Source organism: Peribacillus acanthi (assembly GCF_003073175.1).
GTDB lineage: Bacteria > Bacillota > Bacilli > Bacillales > DSM-1321 > Bacillus_BN > Bacillus_BN acanthi.
Genome location: NZ_QBBX01000024.1, coordinates 31,628 through 50,540 on the forward strand (window position 1 = coordinate 31,628; position 18,913 = coordinate 50,540).

Below are 18,913 nucleotides of genomic sequence, written 5' to 3' on the forward strand. Positions count from 1 at the left end.
TAAATAGCAGTGAAGTATTTTACACTTCACTGCTATTTATAAATTTCATAAAATGATGTCATTGCCGAAAGGACATCTACATCGATCTCATACCCAAGACCAGGAGAGTCTGATAACATAATAGTGCCGTTTTGAACATGGATACCAGGCATGATAAGATCTCTTTCCCAGTAATGATTTGAAGAAGTAAAATCACCAGGGAAAGAAAAGTTAGATAAAGAAGCTAATGCCAAGTTAAAGGCTTTTGAAATCCCAAATTCAATCATCCCACCACACCATACAGACACTGAATGTCCATGACAGAGATTATGTATTTTGATTGCTTCTCGAATCCCCCCTACCCTTCCTGCCTTGATACTAATGATGTCACAGCTTTCCATTTTCAATGCTGATTCAGCCATGGAAAAACTCGTAATGCTTTCATCAAGGCAAATTGGGGTCTTTATTTGGTTTCGCAAAGTTGCATGGTCAACAAGATCTTCATGGGAAAATGGTTGTTCAATCATCATCAGGTTAAATTCATCCAGTTTCCTTAATTTCTCAATCTCGAGTATGTCATAAGATGAATTTGCATCCACCATTATGGGTAAATCCTGATACTCTGCTCTTATGGCTGCCAAAAATTCTTGATCATTGGTTGGATGTATTTTGATTTTAAATCTTTTATATCCTTGATCATATACTTGCTCAATGGACGAAAGAGCATCCTTTATAGAGGTGGAAGCTATAACTACTCCTGCTTCTATTTCTTTTTTTTCTCCACCAATCAAACGGTAAAGAGGCTGGTTTTGTATTTTTGCATATAAGTCCCAAAAGGCACATTCAATTCCAGCCTTCGCCATTCTATTTCCACGGATATTGCCAAAAAGCCATTCTAAATCATCAGGATGGTTAATAGTTCGATCAAGAATCATAGGAATTAAAAAGTTCCTCAAGGTGTATAAACATGTAGTGATGGTTTCCTCTGTATACCATGGACTAGAAAATGCCACCACTTCTCCATAGCCTTTGTATCCATTGTTCTCTACTAGTTGAATAATGATAGATTCACGTTCCTTCACTACTTCAAGATGAGTGGCGAAAGGTTTCTTCAAAGGAGAGCGAATGACATACACATGAACCTCTTTAATGTTCAATCAACACTCCCTCCCTTATCCATCAATTGACGAAGATTCCTTCTCATTAGCTTATTAGATGCATTTCTTGGCAATTCATTCACAAAATAAAAACACTTCGGCACTTTATACGCGGCTAACTTACCTCTACAGAATAATTCTAGTTCTTCAGATGAAATCTTTTTTCCTTCGTGCAAGACGACGAACCCGACTGGTGTTTGTCCCCAAATCTCATCCTCGATTCCTGTTACACCTGCTTCATAAATAGCACTATGCTGCATGAGTACATTCTCAATTTCTGCCGGATAAATGTTTTCACCACCTGAAATAATTAAATCAGATCGGCGATCCAATACATAAAGAAAGCCCTCACTGTCTAAATATCCAATATCTCCAGTTAAGAACCAGCCATCCTTTACTGATTTTAAAGTAGCTTCTTCTTTAAACAAATACCCTTTTGTGACATTCGGTCCTTTTACAGCTATTTCACCTGCTTCTCCATGAACAGCCTCAACCTCGTCGTTCATTATTTTTATGGAACAAGGAAATAGAGGTTTACCAGCTGATCCTAGCTTGGCTAAGCTATACTCTGGAGGTAGTGTCACAATTTGTGAGGAAGTCTCTGTCATTCCATAAGTCTGGTACACTGGAATCCCTTTCTGTTTACATGTTTCAAGAACAGTTAAAGGTGCTGGCCCTCCACCAAGCAACATACATCGAAAAGTGGAGGGGTAGGTTTGCTTTCCCATTTCAAGTAACATCCTGTTTAACATGGATGTTACGACAGAAGCAATGGTCACTCCCTGTTGAAAGATAGCTTCATTTGCTTTCTCTTCATGAAAACGCTCATGTAAAAGGACCTTCATTCCATAAAAAAGACTCCTAAACAGGATGGATAACCCACTTATATGAAAAATTGGGACTGTGCACAGCCAACAATCCTCTTCACGCAGCCCAAGGTTCAGCACAGACCCTACCGCACTCCACCAGTGATTACCAAATGTCTGCATAACTCCTTTTGGCTGTCCCGTCGTTCCTGAAGTATACATTATGGTAGCAGTGCGATTCATTTCAAACTCGTCCAAAATGGGTGCATCTATTTCATCCATCCTATTTGCTTCAGTTAAAATTGAATCAATCAAAATTGGTTTAAAAGAACGAACCTTTTCCATAAATTTGTTATCACTAATAATACACTCAGAGTTTGAATCTTGTATTTGATATGCCAATTCAGCAACCGTCAGTTTATTATTCAACATGACAATTTCTGTCCCTAGCTGTAAGAGTGCATGGAAAACAAACACACTGTCGATATGATTCCGTCCCAAAAGTGCAACTCGACTTTTCTTTGATATTCCCATCCTATATAGAACAGTAGCTACTCGTTGGGAACCTTCGAATAATTGTTTAAAACTAATTTCTTCTTTTTCAAATGATAGTGCAATTCTATGTGGAGAAAGATCAGCCCTTTTCTTCAACCAATTGGGCATAGTTTCTGTATAGTGCAAGATAATTCATCCTTTAATCAAAATATTGAGCAATTCTAGTAGTTTTTATAGTCATAAGAATAGCAAAACAGCCTGACAAGGAAACTCGTCAAGCTGCAAAAATACCAATCATATCATCAAGGGAATCTTGGGAATTGCCCAAAATCTGGCTTGCGTTTTTCTTTAAACGCATCTCTACCTTCTTTTGCTTCATCTGTTGTGTAATAAAGAAGCGTTGCGTCTCCTGCAAACTGTTGAATTCCTGCAAGGCCATCAGTGTCTGCATTGAATGCTGCTTTCAAGAAACGAATAGCTGTTGGACTCTTTTCAAGAATTTCTTCACACCATTTTACTGTCTCTGCTTCAAGTTGCTCTAATGGGACGACAGTATTAACTAATCCCATATCAAGAGCTTCCTGCGCATTATACTGACGGCAAAGGAACCAAATTTCACGTGCCTTTTTATGACCTACGATACGCGCTAAGTAACCAGAGCCGTATCCAGCGTCAAAGCTACCCACTTTAGGTCCTGTTTGTCCAAATACCGCATTGTCAGCTGCAATGGTTAAGTCACATACGATGTGAAGAACATGTCCTCCACCAATTGCATAACCTGCCACCATTGCAATAACTGGCTTTGGAATGACGCGGATTAGACGTTGAAGGTCCAATACGTTTAGACGTGGAATTTGGTCTTCACCAACGTAACCACCGTGACCACGTACTGACTGATCTCCACCAGAACAGAACGCTCTTCCTCCTGCCCCTGCCAAAATGATGACACCGACATTCGCATCATCGCGTGCGTATGCAAACGCATCAATCAATTCCATTACTGTTTTAGGTCGGAATGCATTATGTACCTCTGGACGATTGATTGTAATTTTGGCAATGCCATTGTATGTTTCATACAAGATATCTTCATACGTACGTTCTGATACCCATTCAAAATTCATAATTTTTACCTCCTTCTAATTTCGACAAAAACTCACTTACTATTTTACCAAACTTTTCAGGTTGTTCCACATGAATTGCATGTCCTGCTCCTAAAAAATTGAACCATTCTACATTTTTAATATGTGAACACATCGATTCAGCAATACGGACAAACTTTTCATCGAGTTCACCCGTCAATAATAATACCGGAATAGTAAGGTGAGATAAATAGTCCCACCACGATGGCTGCGCTCCTGTCCCCATTCCTCTTAAACTATTTGACAGGCCGATACTAGAGTTGTTTAATCTTTGTCTTCTAATTTCTTTTTTTGTTTCTTGAGGCAATGACTGCATCGTTTGAAACATTGGGATGTTCTCCCAAAAATTAATAAAGGCTTCCAATCCACTTTCTTCTAAACGTGTTGCCAACCCCTCATCCGCAATCCTTCTATTCAGCCGTTCCTCTTTTGTCCTTAACCCTGGAGAGGAACTCTCAAGAATCAGAGAAGAAACGTAATCAGGATAGAAGTTTACAAATGAAAGGGCTAACCTCCCACCCATTGAGTAACCGACAATATGCACTTTTTCTATTGACAAATGATTCAATATGTTTACGATGTCTCCACAGACTTCCTCCATCTCGTACCTACTTGGATGATTTGGAGATGAAGTCAAGCCATGTCCAATGTTATCTATGGTAATGGTTTGATAATCTTTACTCAAAACTTGAACTAGATGATCCCATGTATGAAGATCTCCAGTAAAGCCGTGGAGCATGAGTACACTAGGTCCAGATCCATTTACCTCTAAATTATATTCGACATGATTACTAAGGATTTTCATTTTCACCATTTCCTCTTGCCAAATTAATTTCCCGGGCAACAATATCCCACAATTCTCGATGCTTTATGACATTTTCTTCTCGGTCAGTATTGACTTCTATAACCTGTAAGCCTTTTTGGTGGAAGCATTGTTTAAATTGTGTACCGAAATCCTTCCATGAACGAGCTTTATGATATTTCCCTCCATACATTTCAATAGCATGGGAGAAATCTAGACCATGCGGAGTCCCAAATAGTTGTTCAAAATATTCTTTCTCACTAGATTGAGGAAGAAAAGAGAAAATTCCTCCACCGTCATTATTGACAATCACTATGATAAGGTCCTGTCCATTCATTTTGGCAGAAAGCAAACCGTTCATATCGTGGAAAAAACTTAAATCACCTAATAGTAAAACAGCATCCTTTTTTACTGAGCTAATTCCAAGTGCAGTCGAAACAAGGCCATCAATACCATTAGCACCCCGGTTGGCATATATATTAATCATTTTTTCTTGGTTATGAAAAAATGTATCGACGTCACGGATGGGCATGCTATTTCCAACGAATAAGGTTGAGTCTTCTGGCATGAAATCCTGCATAACTGAAACGAGTTTTCCCTCATTAAAGGAATCATCATCACGAATAAAATTAAGCCCCGATTTGGTCATTCCGTTAATGTCGATCCATTTATGAAGCCATTCATGTTCATTGAATCGTTCAATTTTTTCTAAAACTCCTTTACAGAAAAGAGCTTCATCACAATAAATGACTTCTGTTGCAACACCAGTTGGTTCTCTCCATCCTGAGCCACCATCCACCACAATATGCTGAGCATTCGACTGTTTCTTCAGGAATTGGGTTAAGGATTTCGAAATTGGCATTGCCCCAAATCTAACGATAACATCTGGTTTCAAGTCTTCAGTAATATTTGAAAAGCGAAGGAAAGTGTCATACGTATCTAAAATGTTTGTTTTATCATGACTCCCACTTCTCAGCTGAGATAGAGGGTCCGCTAGAATGGGATATCCTAATTTGTTTGAAAGGGCACAAATTTCATCTGTAAAATCTTCATCTATGTAACCGCATACAATCAAACCCTTTTGCTTATTTTGTAATAATAGTGCTATTTGATTATATTGCATTTCTTCAAGCTGTTTTTTTCCGTTGCTTACAGCTACCACCCTATCATTCCACCGAGTTCCATATTTGAACAACTCAGGATCTTCCATATAGGGAACCAATGGCTCTCTTAAAGGAAAATTCAAATGAACAGGACCAGCAGGTGTTTGCTTAGCAGTAGCAACCGCTCGAGCACCAACAGTACGAGCATAACGAACTACCTCTTCATTTTTTTCAGGAATAGCCATTTCGGCAAACCATTTCACATGCTTACCGTATAAATGGATTTGATCAATGGCTTGTGGGGCTCCAACTTCTCTAAGTTCATGAGGTCGATCTGCAGTTAGTACGATAAGTGGGACTCTTGAATAAGACGCTTCAATAACAGCTGGATAATAATTGGCAGCAGCTGTTCCAGACGTGCATAACAAGGCAACTGGTTCTTTTAATGCCTTTGCTAAACCTAGAGCGAAAAATCCTGCTGACCGCTCATCCACATTTATGTGTACTTTTATCCCGGTGTGCTTGGCTAATAACAAAGCTAAAGGGGTGGAACGTGAACCAGGGCTCACGACCGCATGTTTCACGTTCACTTTTGTCAATTCATCTATAAAAGCTGATGCATAGGCCGTTAAGGCTTCACGATAATCCATGAGACGTCCCTCCTAATGCATGTAACATCGGTTTGAATTTTATGGATGTTTCATTAAATTCTAAATTGGGATCTGAGTCTTCTACAATGCCACAACCTGCAAATAAAGATACTTCCTGTCCTTGAATGAGTCCGGAACGAATGGCTACTGCAAATTCTCCATTACTATAGGCATCTGTCCAACCAATCGGAGCTGCATAAAATCCTCGTTCTAAAGGCTCATGGTTCCTAATCCACTCTACAGCCTTTTCTTTTGGAAGACCACCTAGAGCAGGTGTAGGATGAAGACTTTTCACCAATTTAAAAATAGACAAGTCTGCTTCACATTTTGCAACCACTGGCGTATACAAATGTTGAATATGTTTTACTTTCATAAGCACGGGCATTTCTGGGACGAGAACTTCTGAACAATGTTCCTGTAGAGCATTTTCAATCGTCTCAACTACAAACTGATGCTCCATCCGATTTTTAGGATCTGAAAGCAACTCTTTTCCAAGCTTGTCATCATCCTCTTCCGAATTTCCCCTGCCAATTGATCCTGCTAAGCAGGTCGAAAGAAGTATAGATCCTTGCTTTTTAATCAACCTTTCAGGAGAAGCTCCAATAAAGCAATCACTGCCTGATTCTAATGAGAAAATAAAACTAGTAGGATAGTCAGTAATTAAATTTCGAAGAGTTACTTCTGAAGAAACTTTATCCTCAAAAGTCAGTCTAGCTTCACGAGCTAATACTACCTTGTCCATCTTACCTTCTTTAATTTCTTGTATCGCCTCTCCTACTTTTTCTAACCAAATATCAGTAGCTATCTCTTCCATTCTACAGCATGCTAAATTAAATATATTGGAGTCTTTAGACAAATTCTCTTCAACAGTCTCGTATACATAAGACATCAACTGATTTGTGTCATCACCTGGCTCACATAGGATGTTAAGAGTAAGGTATGTTTCATTATTCAGTGTGGTTAGCATTCTTTTCGGTATATAAAATAATGAATCACCGAATTGATCCCAAAGAATATGTTCCTTCACTTTTTCATCAAAAGAAAAGCCACCGAATAAAAGAGGACCAGTAGCTTGCTTTGTATCTTCAGAGATGATGACCGCTCCTCTTACGATTTCTTGCCATTGTTGATTGATTTGTTCATATCGTTGCTGACTGTTAGAAGATGAGAGTTTTTCCAATCTTCCCAACCCTACAATCTCTACCTCTCCATTAGGTTCTCGCCAATAGAATCGTTCTCCTACAAATTGCTCTCTTCCACTTATATAAAAAGAAAGGGGGCTTAACGGTTGCATTTTTTTTACATAGCTAAACAAAACCAAATGATTGCTTTCTTTGGCTTTATTTACTGCGGTTTGCAGTCCGTTAAGGAGTTCTGTTCCATGCAAAGTAGTCAATTTTATCCCCCCAAATCCTTATAATTTCCGCTATTAAACCTATTTAAAGATACACCTCATAATCCAGTTGTGTCAACAATTCAAGCCTTATTCCACCGCGATTTGGACTAGTATTTTCCTTATTATTATAAAAATCGATACCCTCTATCCAGATACACTCATTCCAAATCCTTGGAGACTTAACAAGAACAACATGGAAATAAATTCAATAGATGCATGTAAAAAGTCGTTGACACTCTTGACTCACTTTTCTACACTTAAATTGTTATACTTTGTTCACAAATTAACAAATTAAACTATAGACTAAAAAGGGAGAGACAAAATGCAAACACAAATTCAGTCTACACCTTCTCCTGTGGCACCTAGTAAAAAGAACTGGAAAGTCTGGTGGCATTTAACTAGACCACATACTTTGACTGCGGGTTTTGTACCGGTACTCATTGGCACTGCACTTGCCATGCATAAATTCGATATCAATATCACCTTATTTCTTGCTATGCTGCTTGCAAGTTTGCTCATTCAAGCAGCAACAAATATGTTCAATGAATATTACGATTATAAAAGAGGGCTAGATAACGAAGAATCTGTAGGAATTGGTGGAGCCATAGTTAGGGAAGGCATTAAACCAAAAACAGTCATAGCATTAGCATTCTTTTTATATGGACTAGCTGCACTCCTAGGTGTGTATATATGTATGGAAAGTAGCTGGTGGTTATGTGCTGTTGGCATAGTTTGTATGTTAGTCGGCTATCTTTATACAGGTGGACCTGTTCCAATCGCTTACACTCCATTCGGTGAAATTTTCGCAGGATTGTTTATGGGTGTGTTAATCATTCTCATTTCATTTTACATCCAAGCTGGTAGTGTCACACCTATGTCTGTATTTGTTTCCATTCCTTCAGGCTTTTTAGTCGGTGCAATCTTACTTGCTAACAACATTCGTGACCTGGATGGCGACAAGGAAAATGGACGAAAAACATTGGCAATCTTACTTGGCAGAAAAAATGCCATTTATCTACTTGCTGCCATGTTTATTATTTCCTATGTGTGGATCTTTGCGATGGTTTTCACAAACCAAGTCTCATTCTGGCTGTTACTTGTACTTCTAAGTGCTCCAAAAGCCATAAAAGCTACTAAAGGGTTTGTCGGAAAAACTGTACCAATCACAATGATGCCTGCTATGATTGCAACAGCCCAAACGAATACGATTTTTGGATTCTTATTATCCATTGGTCTTTTTATTAGCTATTTTGTTAAATAACGATGAATGAAGCTCCCAATTTCGGGAGCTTTTTTAATTCCAATATTCCCCTTCTTGTTTTGGTTCAAATAAAAAGGGTAAGTATCGAATATACATTTTCAACATGTTATGTGAGAAGATTGACCATACTAATCAAAGACATGTATAGAAGGAGTGCAGACCAAATGATATCTAATCAACAGCTAAAATCCTTAAAAGATGAGTTGCTATCACAAAAAGCATCATTAGAACATACGATTGAAAACACAAAACATGAAACCATGGAAGAAGGCGAGAAAGACAACGTTGGAGAACTTTCTTCTTATGATAATCATCCAGCAGACTTAGGTTCTGAATTATACGAACGAGAAAAGGACATGGCCTTAGGGGTCCATGCAGAGTCAGAGTTGTCTAAGATTGAACAAGCACTTTTGGCAATGGAAAAAGGAAGCTATGGTAAATGTAAAGAATGCGGAAAAGACATCCCATTTGAAAGACTCGAGATTGTCCCCTATTCTTTATACTGCGTGGAGCATACTCCAGATCAAACGACAGCATCAGATCGACCAGGTGAAGAAGAAATACTCGAAGCTCCTCATCGAGATTCTTTTGATCGAAGAAAAAATCCTTATATCATTGACCACGAAGACAGTTTTCAAGAAGTTGCAAGATACGGTACATCAGAAACTCCTTCTGATTACACCGGTGATCGAAAGGATTATAGCAGCTTGTACCGTGATGCAGATGATAACGAGGGCTTTACAGAGGAAATCGAAACCTTTGTAGGTAACGACATGTCAGGTAAAAACCGAAGTATTTATCCTAATAAAACACATGAAAAATATGAAGAAATATTAGAACGAGAAGATATGGAATCCCCAATTGGAGATATCCCATATAAGCGTACGGATGGATATACTGAATAATCACTATAAAAAAACCGGCACCTTCTCAAACAGGCGCCGGTTTTTTTGTAGTTATTTCACATAAACTGATGCAGGCTCGATACCCCAAATATCGTTAGCGTATTCTCCTATCGTTCGATCACTTGAGAAATGACCGGACATGGCGATATTAACTAAGCTTTTTTGGGACCACTCACGAGTATTGACAAAGTCCTCACCTAATTTATGATGGGCATTGGCATAAGATGCAAAATCCTTTAACACAAAATATTGATCATTTTCTGCAAGAAGCGAATCATAAATCGTCTCAAAATGACTATACGAATCATGTAGGAGACCATTAACCAATCCATCGACTACTTGTTTAATACGTTTGTCGTAGTGATAGTATTCACGTGAATGGTATCCACCATTTTGTTGATAGTCCAATACCTGATCTGCATATAATCCAAAAAGGTAAATGTTTTCCTGACCGACTCTATCCGCAATTTCAACATTGGCTCCGTCCAACGTTCCTATCGTTATCGCACCATTCATCATAAATTTCATATTCCCAGTTCCCGAAGCTTCCTTGCTAGCTGTAGATATTTGTTCGCTAACGTCCGCACCTGGAAAGATTTCTTCAGCAAGTGAAACTCTATAATTCTCTAAGAATATCACTTTAATAAATTCAGATGAATCCTTATCATTGTTAACCTTTTCCGCCACAGTATTAATCAGTTTAATAATTTTCTTAGCATAATAATAACCTGGTGAAGCTTTTGCTCCAAATATAAAGGTTTTTGGAAAAGGCTTAAAGTTCTTATCTTCTTTTATACGATTGTATAAATATAGGATATGAAGTACATTTAAGAGTTGGCGCTTATACGCATGTAATCTCTTTACTTGTACATCAAAAATGGAATGCAAATCAACTTTTACACCAGTCTGTTGATAGATTCTGGTTGATAGCTGAATTTTTTTGATTTGTTTAGTATTTTTCAGCTCTTGAAGAAAGCTTGAATCGTCCTTATAGTCAAAAAGCTGCACCAGTTTCGCCGGTTCTCTAATCCAGTCTTCACCAATTCCTTCACTTATGAGTTTGGTCAATTGTGGATTTGCTTTAAGCAACCACCTTCTATGGGTGATGCCGTTGGTTTTATTATTGAATTTCTCTGGTTCATGGTTATAAAATAAATTCATTTCGCGATTTTTGAGTATTTCTGTATGAAGGTTCGCTACACCATTCACACTATGGCTACCTACAATGGCTAAATGAGCCATTCGGATTTGGTTATGAGCTATAATAGCCATCTCTTCAATCCGTTGCCACTCTCCAGGATATTTATCCCAAAGACTCCTGCAAAAACGTTCATTAATTTCTTCTACAATCATATAAATACGTGGCAGTAAAGGTTGAAAAATGCGAATTGGCCATTTTTCTAAAGCTTCAGATAATGTTGTATGGTTCGTGTAGGAGATGGTTTTTGTTGTGATTTCCCATGCTTCTTCCCAAGTCATTTTTTCTTCGTCTAATAGAATCCTCATTAATTCTGGGATGGCTAAAACAGGGTGTGTATCGTTAATGTGTATGGCAACCTTATCTTGCAATCCCCGCAGGCTATGATTTTTCTTCTTGTATGAACGCAAAATGGATCGGATACTTGATGCTACCAAAAAATATTGCTGTTTCAATCGAAGAATTTTCCCCTCATCGTGTGTATCATCGGGATATAAAAATTCTGACACAGCTTCGGTTTCTCTCTTATATTGCATGATGTCCCTCTGGTATGGATAGGGAGAAGGTTCCGCACTCCATAACCTTAGAGTATTCACTGTCTGGTTTTGAAACCCGACGATAGGCATATCGTATGGAACAGCTAAAATTGTTTCAGCATCAACATGCTCAAAACAAAGTCTTCCTTCCTCAGAATATGAACGAACTTTCCCCCAAAAAGGGATTTCAACTGCTAAATCTGCCTTTCGAACTTCCCATACATTTCCATGTCTTAACCATTGTTCAGGAAGTTCTACTTGAAAGCCATCCACAAATTTCTGTTCAAACAAACCATGCTTATAACGGATACCACATCCGTGACCAGGTAGGTCCATGGAAGCTAGAGAATCAAGAAAGCATGCTGCCAATCTTCCCAAGCCACCATTACCCAGACCAGCATCGGACTCCGCTTCTTCAATTTCTTCTAAATGGATGGATAACTCCTTTAATCCTTCCTTTACCACATCAGTGAAACCTAGATTCAATAGGTTATTACCAAGCAGTCTTCCGAGCAAGAATTCAATTGAAAGGTAATAAACCGTTTTGGATTTTGCTGCACGATATTTTTCGTTTGTGGCAATCCAATTAGCACTAATATGCTCCCTAATCATTTGTCCTAACACTTGATATTGATCTTGCTTGCTCGTTTCTTCAAAAGGCTTCCCATATGTCACTTCAAGTTTCTTTAAAAACGCCGTTTTAAATTCATCCTTATTAGAGAACATGACTACCACTCCTGCTTGCTAACTCAGCATACAGCGAATTATATTTAAAAGCCGACTGCGCCCAACTGTTGTCTCTGTTCATAGCTTCTTTCACAATGCCATCCCAGCTTGATTTGTCATGGAAAAAGTGAATGGCACGTCGAATAGTATAAAGCATGTCATGAGCATTAAAAGAAGAAAAAGAAAACCCATTGCCTTCCCCAGTATGCTCATTATACGAATGTACTGTATCGTTTAAGCCTCCAGTTTCACGTACAATTGGAATGGTTCCATATCTCATGGCAATCAACTGTCCTAGCCCACATGGCTCAAATTGGGAAGGCATTAGGAACAAATCACCCCCAGCATAAATTCTGTGGGCTAATTCTTCGTTGAAGCCTATAAAACTTTTCATTTTATGAGGATAACTTCCTTCCATTTCCCTAAAGAATTGCTCAAACTCATAATCACCAGTTCCTAGAACAATCATTTGAATGTCTTCTTGCATCATCTCATGGAAAACAGCCTTTACTAGTTCAAAACCTTTTTGTTTCGTCAGACGTGAAATAACCACTATTAACGGTACGTCATTGCGTTCCTCTATAGCAAAGTACTTTTGAATATAGAGTTTATTTTTTTCTTTTCTTTTTCGTGATTTCACACTGTATGGTTGAACTAATAAAGGATCTTTTTCTGGGTTGTAATAATCATCGTCAATTCCATTTAAAATTCCCATCAAAGATCGCTTACGGAATCTTAAAAGCCCTTCAAGACCTTCCCCATAATATGAAGTTTGAATTTCCTCCATATAAGTGGGACTGACAGTCGTAATTAAATCAGCAGACACTAGAGCTGCTTTCATAAAATTCACATTACCATGGAATTCTAGATGATCTGGATTGAAATATCTTTCACTTATCCCTAACAAATCATCCAAGATCGATTTAGGGAATACCCCTTGAAACAATAAGTTATGAATTGTAAAGACTGTCTTGATATTAGCGTAGCCTGGCCGGCGCTGGTACTCAATTTTATAAAGAAAAGGAATCATCCCTGTATGCCAATCATGGCAATGGAGAATATGTGGGGTAAACCCAATAGCTCCAATACCCTCTAATACTGCCCGGCAAAAATAAGAAAATCTTTCTCCGTCATCGAAATGGCCGTACATATTTTCTCGTTTAAAGTAATGTTCATTATCAATAAAATAGTAAACGATACCTTCGTGTTCCAGTTCCTCTATACCGCAGTATTGATTTCTCCAACCAACTGGGACGGTGATTTCTGCAATCTTTTTCATTCCATTCTTTAAGTGTTGTGGGATAGACCCATACTTTGGAAGAATAACTCTTATGTCCGTACCTTGCTTTTTTAATTCTTTCGGTAAGGAGCCTGCAACATCTGCCAATCCCCCTGATTTTTCAAAGGGAACACACTCTGAAACTACAAATAATACATTCACGTGTTCATCAACGCTCCTTGTATAACACCCTTCTTAATGACTGTCGGACGTCCTGGTCTAATTGGAATGATTTCTACAGAATCTTCAATTTTTACATCTTTATCCATGATCACAGAGTCCAAATAACAGTTTTCCCCAATATGGGTCTTCTGCATAACAATACAATTTTTAATAATTGAACCTTTGCTTATTTTTACCCCTCTAGAAATAATGCTGTTTTCCACATGCCCTTCGATAATACAGCCATTTGCAATTAAAGAATTTTTTATGATTGCATCTTTTCCGTAGTGTGTAGGGGGCTCATCTTTTACCTTTGTAAAAATAGGTTGTTTTTTTCTAAAGAGCTGTCTCCATACGTCTGGTTGAAGAAGATCCATACTAGTTTGATAAAACGACTCAACTGAATCAATTTTAACGAAGAAGTCATGATACTGATAGGAGCATGAGATAAAATTATGGTTATCATCCTCAATTACGTCCTTAATGCATGTATAGCCTGTTTCGTCTTTCGTTTCGATCAGCTCAATTAATAATTCCCTTTTTAATAAATAGATTTCTAATGAAGTGCCATCCTTTGTCAGTTCTGTAATATCACAACCATTTTGGATATGACGCTCTAACACATCATTAAAATCCATATTAAATACTGAGTAGCAATTCGCTACCACTACATGCTCTTGCATACTACGTTTGAAATAATTCATGTGATAGCCAAAATGGTGAAAAGCACCAATCTGTTCAACGGGAACATCAAAAATCGGTGCTGGAAAAAAGAACAACCCATCCTTTTTTCGATTCAAATCCCAATTCTTACCTGATCCGAGATGATCCATTAGCGAGCGATAATTGTACTTAGAAAAAACACCCACACTTGTAATCCCGGTATTGACCATATTGGATAGGACAAAATCAATGAGTCTATACCTTCCACCAAAAGGGAGCGCAGCTAATGTTCGATGGCCAATCAAGTCTTTTAATGATTTATGAAATGTCGTTGCATCTATAACACCCAATAATTTAGTACTCATGAACTCATCCTTTCCCGATCCACTGTTCTACTCTTTATAGGTTATGAAAAATGACAATAAATTAAGGCAGTAGCTGCAGGAATACTAAAAGATGAATTACTGCAAATTTGCATCCCAGCTACTATTTTCGTGTTTAACTATTAGTTGCTAAATCGTACATTTCTTCACATACTAGAACGACTTCTTTTCCTTTTGGACGAATTACAGTCCCTCTTGGAATTCTACAATTAGGTGGAACAATGGCATTTTCAATCCAAACATCCTCTTCTATGATTGCATCAGGCATCACAACGGTCTTGCTTACAGCTGAATTCTTTCCTAGACTAACCCCTTGAAACAACACCGACTGTGTTACTGTCCCTTCAATAAAGCACCCTTCATTGATAAGAGAACCAGAAACCTTAGCTCCAGGCGCGATAAATTGTGGTGGCTGATTTGGATTTACCGAGTATATCTTCCAATTGTGATCAAACAAATTTAATTCGCAATCATCATCAAGTAAATCCATATTTGCTTCCCATAGACTTTTTACTGTCCCAACGTCTTTCCAATATCCTTGGAATGGAAAGGCAATAACCTTCTTTTTATCCTTTAATAACGAAGGGATAATATCTTTTCCAAAATCCCTTGTTGATGTAGGTTCTATTGCATCCTTTTCTAGACTTTCTTTCAAAGTTTTCCAATTAAAAATGTATATCCCCATCGAAGCTAGATTATTTTTAGGTGCATCTGGTTTTTCTTCAAATTCAATAATTTCCATGTCTTGGTTCGTGTTCATAATGCCAAAACGACTTGCTTCATCCCACGGTACCTCTATAACGGAAATGGTCGCATCTGCACCTTTTCGCTCATGATAGTCAAGCATTATAGAATAATCCATCTTATAAATGTGATCTCCTGATAAAATTAACACGTATTCAGGATCGTATTGCTCTATATAATTCATATTTTGATAGATAGCACTAGCAGTACCTGTATACCATTTCACTTCAGAAGTTTCTGCATAAGGTGGTAAGACTGTGACTCCACCATTTTTCCGATCAAGGTCCCAAGCACTTCCTATTCCAATATAAGAGTTCAGGACAAGTGGCTGATATTGGGTCAACACACCAACAGTATCAATATCTGAATTTGTACAATTACTTAATGTAAAATCAATTATTCGGTACTTACCACCATAAGGGATGGCCGGTTTCGCAATAGTTTTCGTCAAAGAATTTAACCTACTTCCTTTTCCCCCTGCTAGAAGCATGGCCACGCACTTTTTTTTCACCATTCGTCCTTCTCTCCCTTCTTTTTTTAACAGGTTTTAATATACTCACTCCAAATGGAGGTACTCTCATAGAAATATGGTATGGCTGGCCATGAAAGATTCCTAGATTTGCAATTAATGGCTTACTATTTATGTGCCCTAAACCTCCAAAGCTCATATGGTCGCTGTTCCATACCTCCTTATACTCTCCTTCTAATGGAACACCGACTTTGTAATCTTCATAGGCAATATTTTTAAAATTGCATATAAATACCAGTTGGTCTTCTTCTTTCCTTCCCTTCCGAATAAAAGAAAAAATGGACTGTTGATAATTATTAACATCAATCCATTGAAAACTTTCCGGAAGAAAATCTAACTCATTCAATGGCTTGGATTTTCTATAAAAATCGATAAGTCTTTTAACATATGCATTCATTTTTTTATGCATGTCATAGTCAAATAACTTCCAATCAAGTTCTTCAAGGTCTTTCCATTCAGAAAATTGCCCGAATTCTCCACCCATAAACAACAACTTCTTACCGGGATGCCCTATCATAAATCCATAAAGCAACCGGAGTTGGGCAAATTTTTCCTCGTAGCTGCCAGGCATTTTATTTAACAATGATTTTTTTCCATGCACGACTTCGTCATGTGAAAAAGGTAATATATACCGTTCAGTAAAAGCATACATCAAAGAAAACGTCACTTTATGATGAAGCTCTTTCCGCATATCAGGCTCCGTTTCCATGTACTCTAGTATGTCGTTCATCCAGCCCATATTCCATTTAAAACTAAAACCCAATCCTCCCTGCTCGGTGGGAAGGGTAACACCTGGCCAATCCGTGGAATCTTCTGCAAAGAGAAGTATGGAAGTGTCTTTTTGTTTCAAAGTTTCATTCAGTTTTTTTATGAATGTTGCAGCATGTGGGTTTTCTCTTTTTTCATTTCCATTCCAGTACAGCATATTCGCTACTGCATCCATTCGAAATCCGTCGATGTGATAATGGTTCATCCAAAAGAAAGCATTAGAAATTAAAAAACTATGTACTTCATTTTTCGCTAAATCAAAATTGGCAGTACCCCAAACCACATTTTCGCGATCTTTAGGATAAAGGTAATCATACGTTGGACTTCCATCAAACATATACAATCCATGTTCATCCTTGCAAAAATGTCCTGGAACCCAATCTAGAATAACGCCAATTTGATTTTGATGGCACTGATCAATAAAATACATGAGGTCATGAGGTGAGCCAAACCGGCTAGTCGGTGAAAAATAGGAAACACCCTGATAGCCCCAAGAACGGTCAAAAGGATGTTCCACTAAAGGTAATATTTCGATGTGTGTAAAACCGTGTTCTTTTACATATGGAATTAAAAATTGTGCCATTTCCCTATAAGAGAAGTAACTTCCATCTTCTTTTCTCTTCCATGTACCAAAATGCAGTTCATAAATGAAAATTGGTTCTCTGGGTGAGTGTAATATTTTCCGTTTTTTCATCCAGCTTGCATCTTCCCAGGAATATCCTTTTAAATTATAAACAATTGAAGCAGTGCTTGGTCGCAACTCAGAATAAAATGCATACGGATCCGATTTAAGTAATATTTCTCCGCTCTTTGACTCTATTTCGTATTTATATAGAGTCCCTTCAAGATTAAGAGGAATCGATATTCTCCAAATACCTTCATGATTTACTTTATGTAACTCATAACCTTCACCATTCCACCCATTGAAACTCCCTACTAAGTTGACGCGCATTGCCTGGGGTGCCCATACGGTAAAAGTTGTATAATAATTTCCTTCCTTTTGTGCTACATGGCTACCAAATACATCGTGAGCTTTCTGCAAATTTCCTTCATGAAAAAGATGAATCTCAAAATCTGTTGGGGAAATATGAATCATAATTGCCACTCCTGGATTACGGTATTAGAACACCTTAATATCAGTATCAAAAATATTACTTAATATATATCTATCCACTTACCATTTAATTTAGGATACTAATTCATTTCTCTTTAAAAAGTTTAATTCCTTTAAATTTTTAAAATTTTCATATTTTAAGACTTTTGTTGGATGAAATGGAGGAGGGAAAAATTATATCAGTATATTTTGTAGTATTATAATTTAAGAGGTTTTGATCGATTATTTCATCAAGGGGATTTTTTTTATAAAATCGTGAAGTTTATCAATCTTTGCTAAAATATGTAGACTTTTGTGGATTATCCATTTAAATGGTGAAGATTAGTCTAGAATAGAAGAAATGTGAAAAGAGAAGATTTATAGCGGATTATGTCTAATTAGAAAGAAGCATAGAAAAAAACCACTATCCTTAGATAGTGGTTTTTATGACCCGTACGGGATTCGAACCCGTGTTACCGCCGTGAAAGGGCGGTGTCTTAACCGCTTGACCAACGGGCCAATATGGCGGAGAAGGAGGGATTTGAACCCTCGCGCCGGTTACCCGACCTACACCCTTAGCAGGGGCGCCTCTTCAGCCTCTTGAGTACTTCCCCATATACAAATAAAATGGCTCCGCAGGTAGGATTCGAACCTACGACCGCTCGGTTAACAGCCGAGTGCTCTACCACTGAGCTACTGCGGAATGGTGGGCCTAAATGGACTCGAACCATCGACCTCACGCTTATCAGGCGTGCGCTCTAACCAGCTGAGCTATAGGCCCATTCAAGGCTCATTATTAATTAATTGGAGCGGGTGATGGGAATCGAACCCACGACATCAGCTTGGAAGGCTGAGGTTTTACCATTAAACTACACCCGCGAATCAATGGGGCGACTGAAGGGAATCGAACCCTCGAATGTCGGAACCACAATCCGATGCGTTAACCACTTCGCCACAATCGCCAAAATTTTAATTTAAATGGTGGCTCGGGACGGAATCGAACCGCCGACACAAGGATTTTCAGTCCTTTGCTCTACCGACTGAGCTACCGAGCCAAATACAAATGGCGGTCCCGACGGGAATCGAACCCGCGATCTCCTGCGTGACAGGCAGGCATGTTAACCGCTACACCACGGGAC

Annotated in this window: 13 protein-coding genes and 7 tRNA genes; 2 read left to right on the plus strand and 18 right to left on the minus strand. The window is 38.2% G+C overall.

Annotated elements, in window-relative coordinates:
* Positions 1-32: 32 nt before the first annotated feature.
* The 6 genes from menC to DBX25_RS18380 all read right to left on the minus strand — a co-directional run bounded on the left by menC (position 33) and on the right by DBX25_RS18380 (position 7,527).
* On the minus strand, positions 33-1,136 hold the full coding sequence (menC, locus tag DBX25_RS18355) for an o-succinylbenzoate synthase (protein WP_108672231.1): 1,104 nt from the start codon (positions 1,134-1,136) through the stop codon (positions 33-35).
* Positions 1,133-2,605, minus strand: a complete 1,473-nt coding sequence (locus tag DBX25_RS18360) for an o-succinylbenzoate--CoA ligase (RefSeq protein ID WP_108672242.1) — start codon at positions 2,603-2,605, stop codon at positions 1,133-1,135. The genes menC and DBX25_RS18360 overlap by 4 nt, the downstream gene beginning before the upstream one ends.
* 134 nt (positions 2,606-2,739) lie before the next feature.
* Positions 2,740-3,558 carry a 1,4-dihydroxy-2-naphthoyl-CoA synthase gene (gene menB, locus DBX25_RS18365; RefSeq protein ID WP_108672232.1) on the minus strand — a complete coding sequence of 273 codons (819 nt, stop codon included), beginning with the start codon at positions 3,556-3,558 and terminating at the stop codon, positions 2,740-2,742.
* Entirely contained in the window at positions 3,548-4,381 is an 834-nt protein-coding gene (menH, locus tag DBX25_RS18370) for a 2-succinyl-6-hydroxy-2,4-cyclohexadiene-1-carboxylate synthase (protein WP_108672233.1), read from the minus strand. The genes menB and menH overlap by 11 nt, the downstream gene beginning before the upstream one ends.
* Complete coding sequence (gene menD / locus DBX25_RS18375) at positions 4,368-6,131, minus strand: 2-succinyl-5-enolpyruvyl-6-hydroxy-3-cyclohexene-1-carboxylic-acid synthase (protein ID WP_108672234.1); 1,764 nt, start codon at positions 6,129-6,131, stop codon at positions 4,368-4,370. Before menD ends, menH begins: the two co-directional genes overlap by 14 nt.
* Entirely contained in the window at positions 6,118-7,527 is a 1,410-nt protein-coding gene (locus tag DBX25_RS18380) for an isochorismate synthase (RefSeq protein ID WP_240620418.1), read from the minus strand. The genes menD and DBX25_RS18380 overlap by 14 nt, the downstream gene beginning before the upstream one ends.
* Before the next feature lie 322 nt (positions 7,528-7,849).
* Between DBX25_RS18380 and DBX25_RS18385 the strand changes: the two genes are divergently transcribed.
* The gene (locus DBX25_RS18385) at positions 7,850-8,788 is read left to right on the plus strand and encodes a 1,4-dihydroxy-2-naphthoate polyprenyltransferase (protein ID WP_108672235.1); all 939 of its coding nucleotides are present in this window, start codon (positions 7,850-7,852) and stop codon (positions 8,786-8,788) included.
* Positions 8,789-8,952: 164 nt separating this feature from the next.
* The gene (locus DBX25_RS18390; RefSeq protein WP_108672236.1) at positions 8,953-9,693 is read left to right on the plus strand and encodes a TraR/DksA C4-type zinc finger protein; all 741 of its coding nucleotides are present in this window, start codon (positions 8,953-8,955) and stop codon (positions 9,691-9,693) included.
* A gap of 51 nt (positions 9,694-9,744) precedes the next feature.
* On the opposite strand, the gene DBX25_RS18395 is transcribed toward DBX25_RS18390, so the two are convergent.
* From DBX25_RS18395 to DBX25_RS18450, 12 genes are all read right to left on the minus strand, one after another.
* The gene (locus DBX25_RS18395) at positions 9,745-12,153 is read right to left on the minus strand and encodes a glycogen/starch/alpha-glucan phosphorylase (protein ID WP_108672237.1); all 2,409 of its coding nucleotides are present in this window, start codon (positions 12,151-12,153) and stop codon (positions 9,745-9,747) included.
* Entirely contained in the window at positions 12,143-13,594 is a 1,452-nt protein-coding gene (gene glgA, locus DBX25_RS18400; protein ID WP_108672238.1) for a glycogen synthase GlgA, read from the minus strand. Before glgA ends, DBX25_RS18395 begins: the two co-directional genes overlap by 11 nt.
* A complete protein-coding gene (locus DBX25_RS18405; protein ID WP_108672239.1) occupies positions 13,591-14,622 on the minus strand; it encodes a GlgC family sugar phosphate nucleotidyltransferase in 1,032 nt (343 codons plus the stop codon). Before DBX25_RS18405 ends, glgA begins: the two co-directional genes overlap by 4 nt.
* A gap of 133 nt (positions 14,623-14,755) precedes the next feature.
* Positions 14,756-15,898: a glucose-1-phosphate adenylyltransferase gene (locus DBX25_RS18410; RefSeq protein ID WP_108672240.1), complete on the minus strand. Its 1,143-nt coding sequence runs from the start codon at positions 15,896-15,898 to the stop codon at positions 14,756-14,758.
* The gene (gene glgB, locus DBX25_RS18415) at positions 15,846-17,777 is read right to left on the minus strand and encodes a 1,4-alpha-glucan branching protein GlgB (protein ID WP_108672241.1); all 1,932 of its coding nucleotides are present in this window, start codon (positions 17,775-17,777) and stop codon (positions 15,846-15,848) included. Before glgB ends, DBX25_RS18410 begins: the two co-directional genes overlap by 53 nt.
* Positions 17,778-18,221: 444 nt before the next feature.
* Positions 18,222-18,293: transfer RNA gene (locus DBX25_RS18420), tRNA-Glu, on the minus strand.
* 4 nt (positions 18,294-18,297) lie between these two features.
* Positions 18,298-18,388: transfer RNA gene (locus tag DBX25_RS18425), tRNA-Ser, on the minus strand.
* A 14-nt stretch (positions 18,389-18,402) separates the two neighbouring features.
* Positions 18,403-18,477, minus strand: a tRNA-Asn gene (locus DBX25_RS18430).
* Between the two features lies 1 nt (position 18,478).
* Positions 18,479-18,555, minus strand: a tRNA-Ile gene (locus DBX25_RS18435).
* Positions 18,556-18,579: 24 nt separating this feature from the next.
* Positions 18,580-18,653: transfer RNA gene (locus DBX25_RS18440), tRNA-Gly, on the minus strand.
* A 7-nt stretch (positions 18,654-18,660) separates the two neighbouring features.
* Positions 18,661-18,736 (minus strand) — tRNA-His (locus tag DBX25_RS18445).
* 17 nt (positions 18,737-18,753) lie between these two features.
* A tRNA-Phe gene (locus DBX25_RS18450) sits at positions 18,754-18,829 on the minus strand.
* Positions 18,830-18,913 lie beyond the last annotated feature (84 nt).

Excerpts from the sequence above, each read along its gene's own strand:
- DBX25_RS18360 (WP_108672242.1), bottom strand. The coding sequence starts at position 2,605 with ATGCCCAATTGGTTGAAGAAAAGGGCTGATCTTTCTCCACATAGAATT.
- menB (WP_108672232.1), bottom strand. The coding sequence starts at position 3,558 with ATGAATTTTGAATGGGTATCAGAACGTACGTATGAAGATATCTTGTAT.
- menH (WP_108672233.1), bottom strand. The coding sequence starts at position 4,381 with ATGAAAATCCTTAGTAATCATGTCGAATATAATTTAGAGGTAAATGGA.
- menD (WP_108672234.1), bottom strand. The coding sequence starts at position 6,131 with ATGGATTATCGTGAAGCCTTAACGGCCTATGCATCAGCTTTTATAGAT.
- DBX25_RS18385 (WP_108672235.1), top strand. The coding sequence starts at position 7,850 with ATGCAAACACAAATTCAGTCTACACCTTCTCCTGTGGCACCTAGTAAA.
- DBX25_RS18390 (WP_108672236.1), top strand. The coding sequence starts at position 8,953 with ATGATATCTAATCAACAGCTAAAATCCTTAAAAGATGAGTTGCTATCA.
- DBX25_RS18395 (WP_108672237.1), bottom strand. The coding sequence starts at position 12,153 with ATGTTCTCTAATAAGGATGAATTTAAAACGGCGTTTTTAAAGAAACTT.
- DBX25_RS18405 (WP_108672239.1), bottom strand. The coding sequence starts at position 14,622 with ATGAGTACTAAATTATTGGGTGTTATAGATGCAACGACATTTCATAAA.
- DBX25_RS18410 (WP_108672240.1), bottom strand. The coding sequence starts at position 15,898 with ATGGTGAAAAAAAAGTGCGTGGCCATGCTTCTAGCAGGGGGAAAAGGA.
- glgB (WP_108672241.1), bottom strand. The coding sequence starts at position 17,777 with ATGATTCATATTTCCCCAACAGATTTTGAGATTCATCTTTTTCATGAA.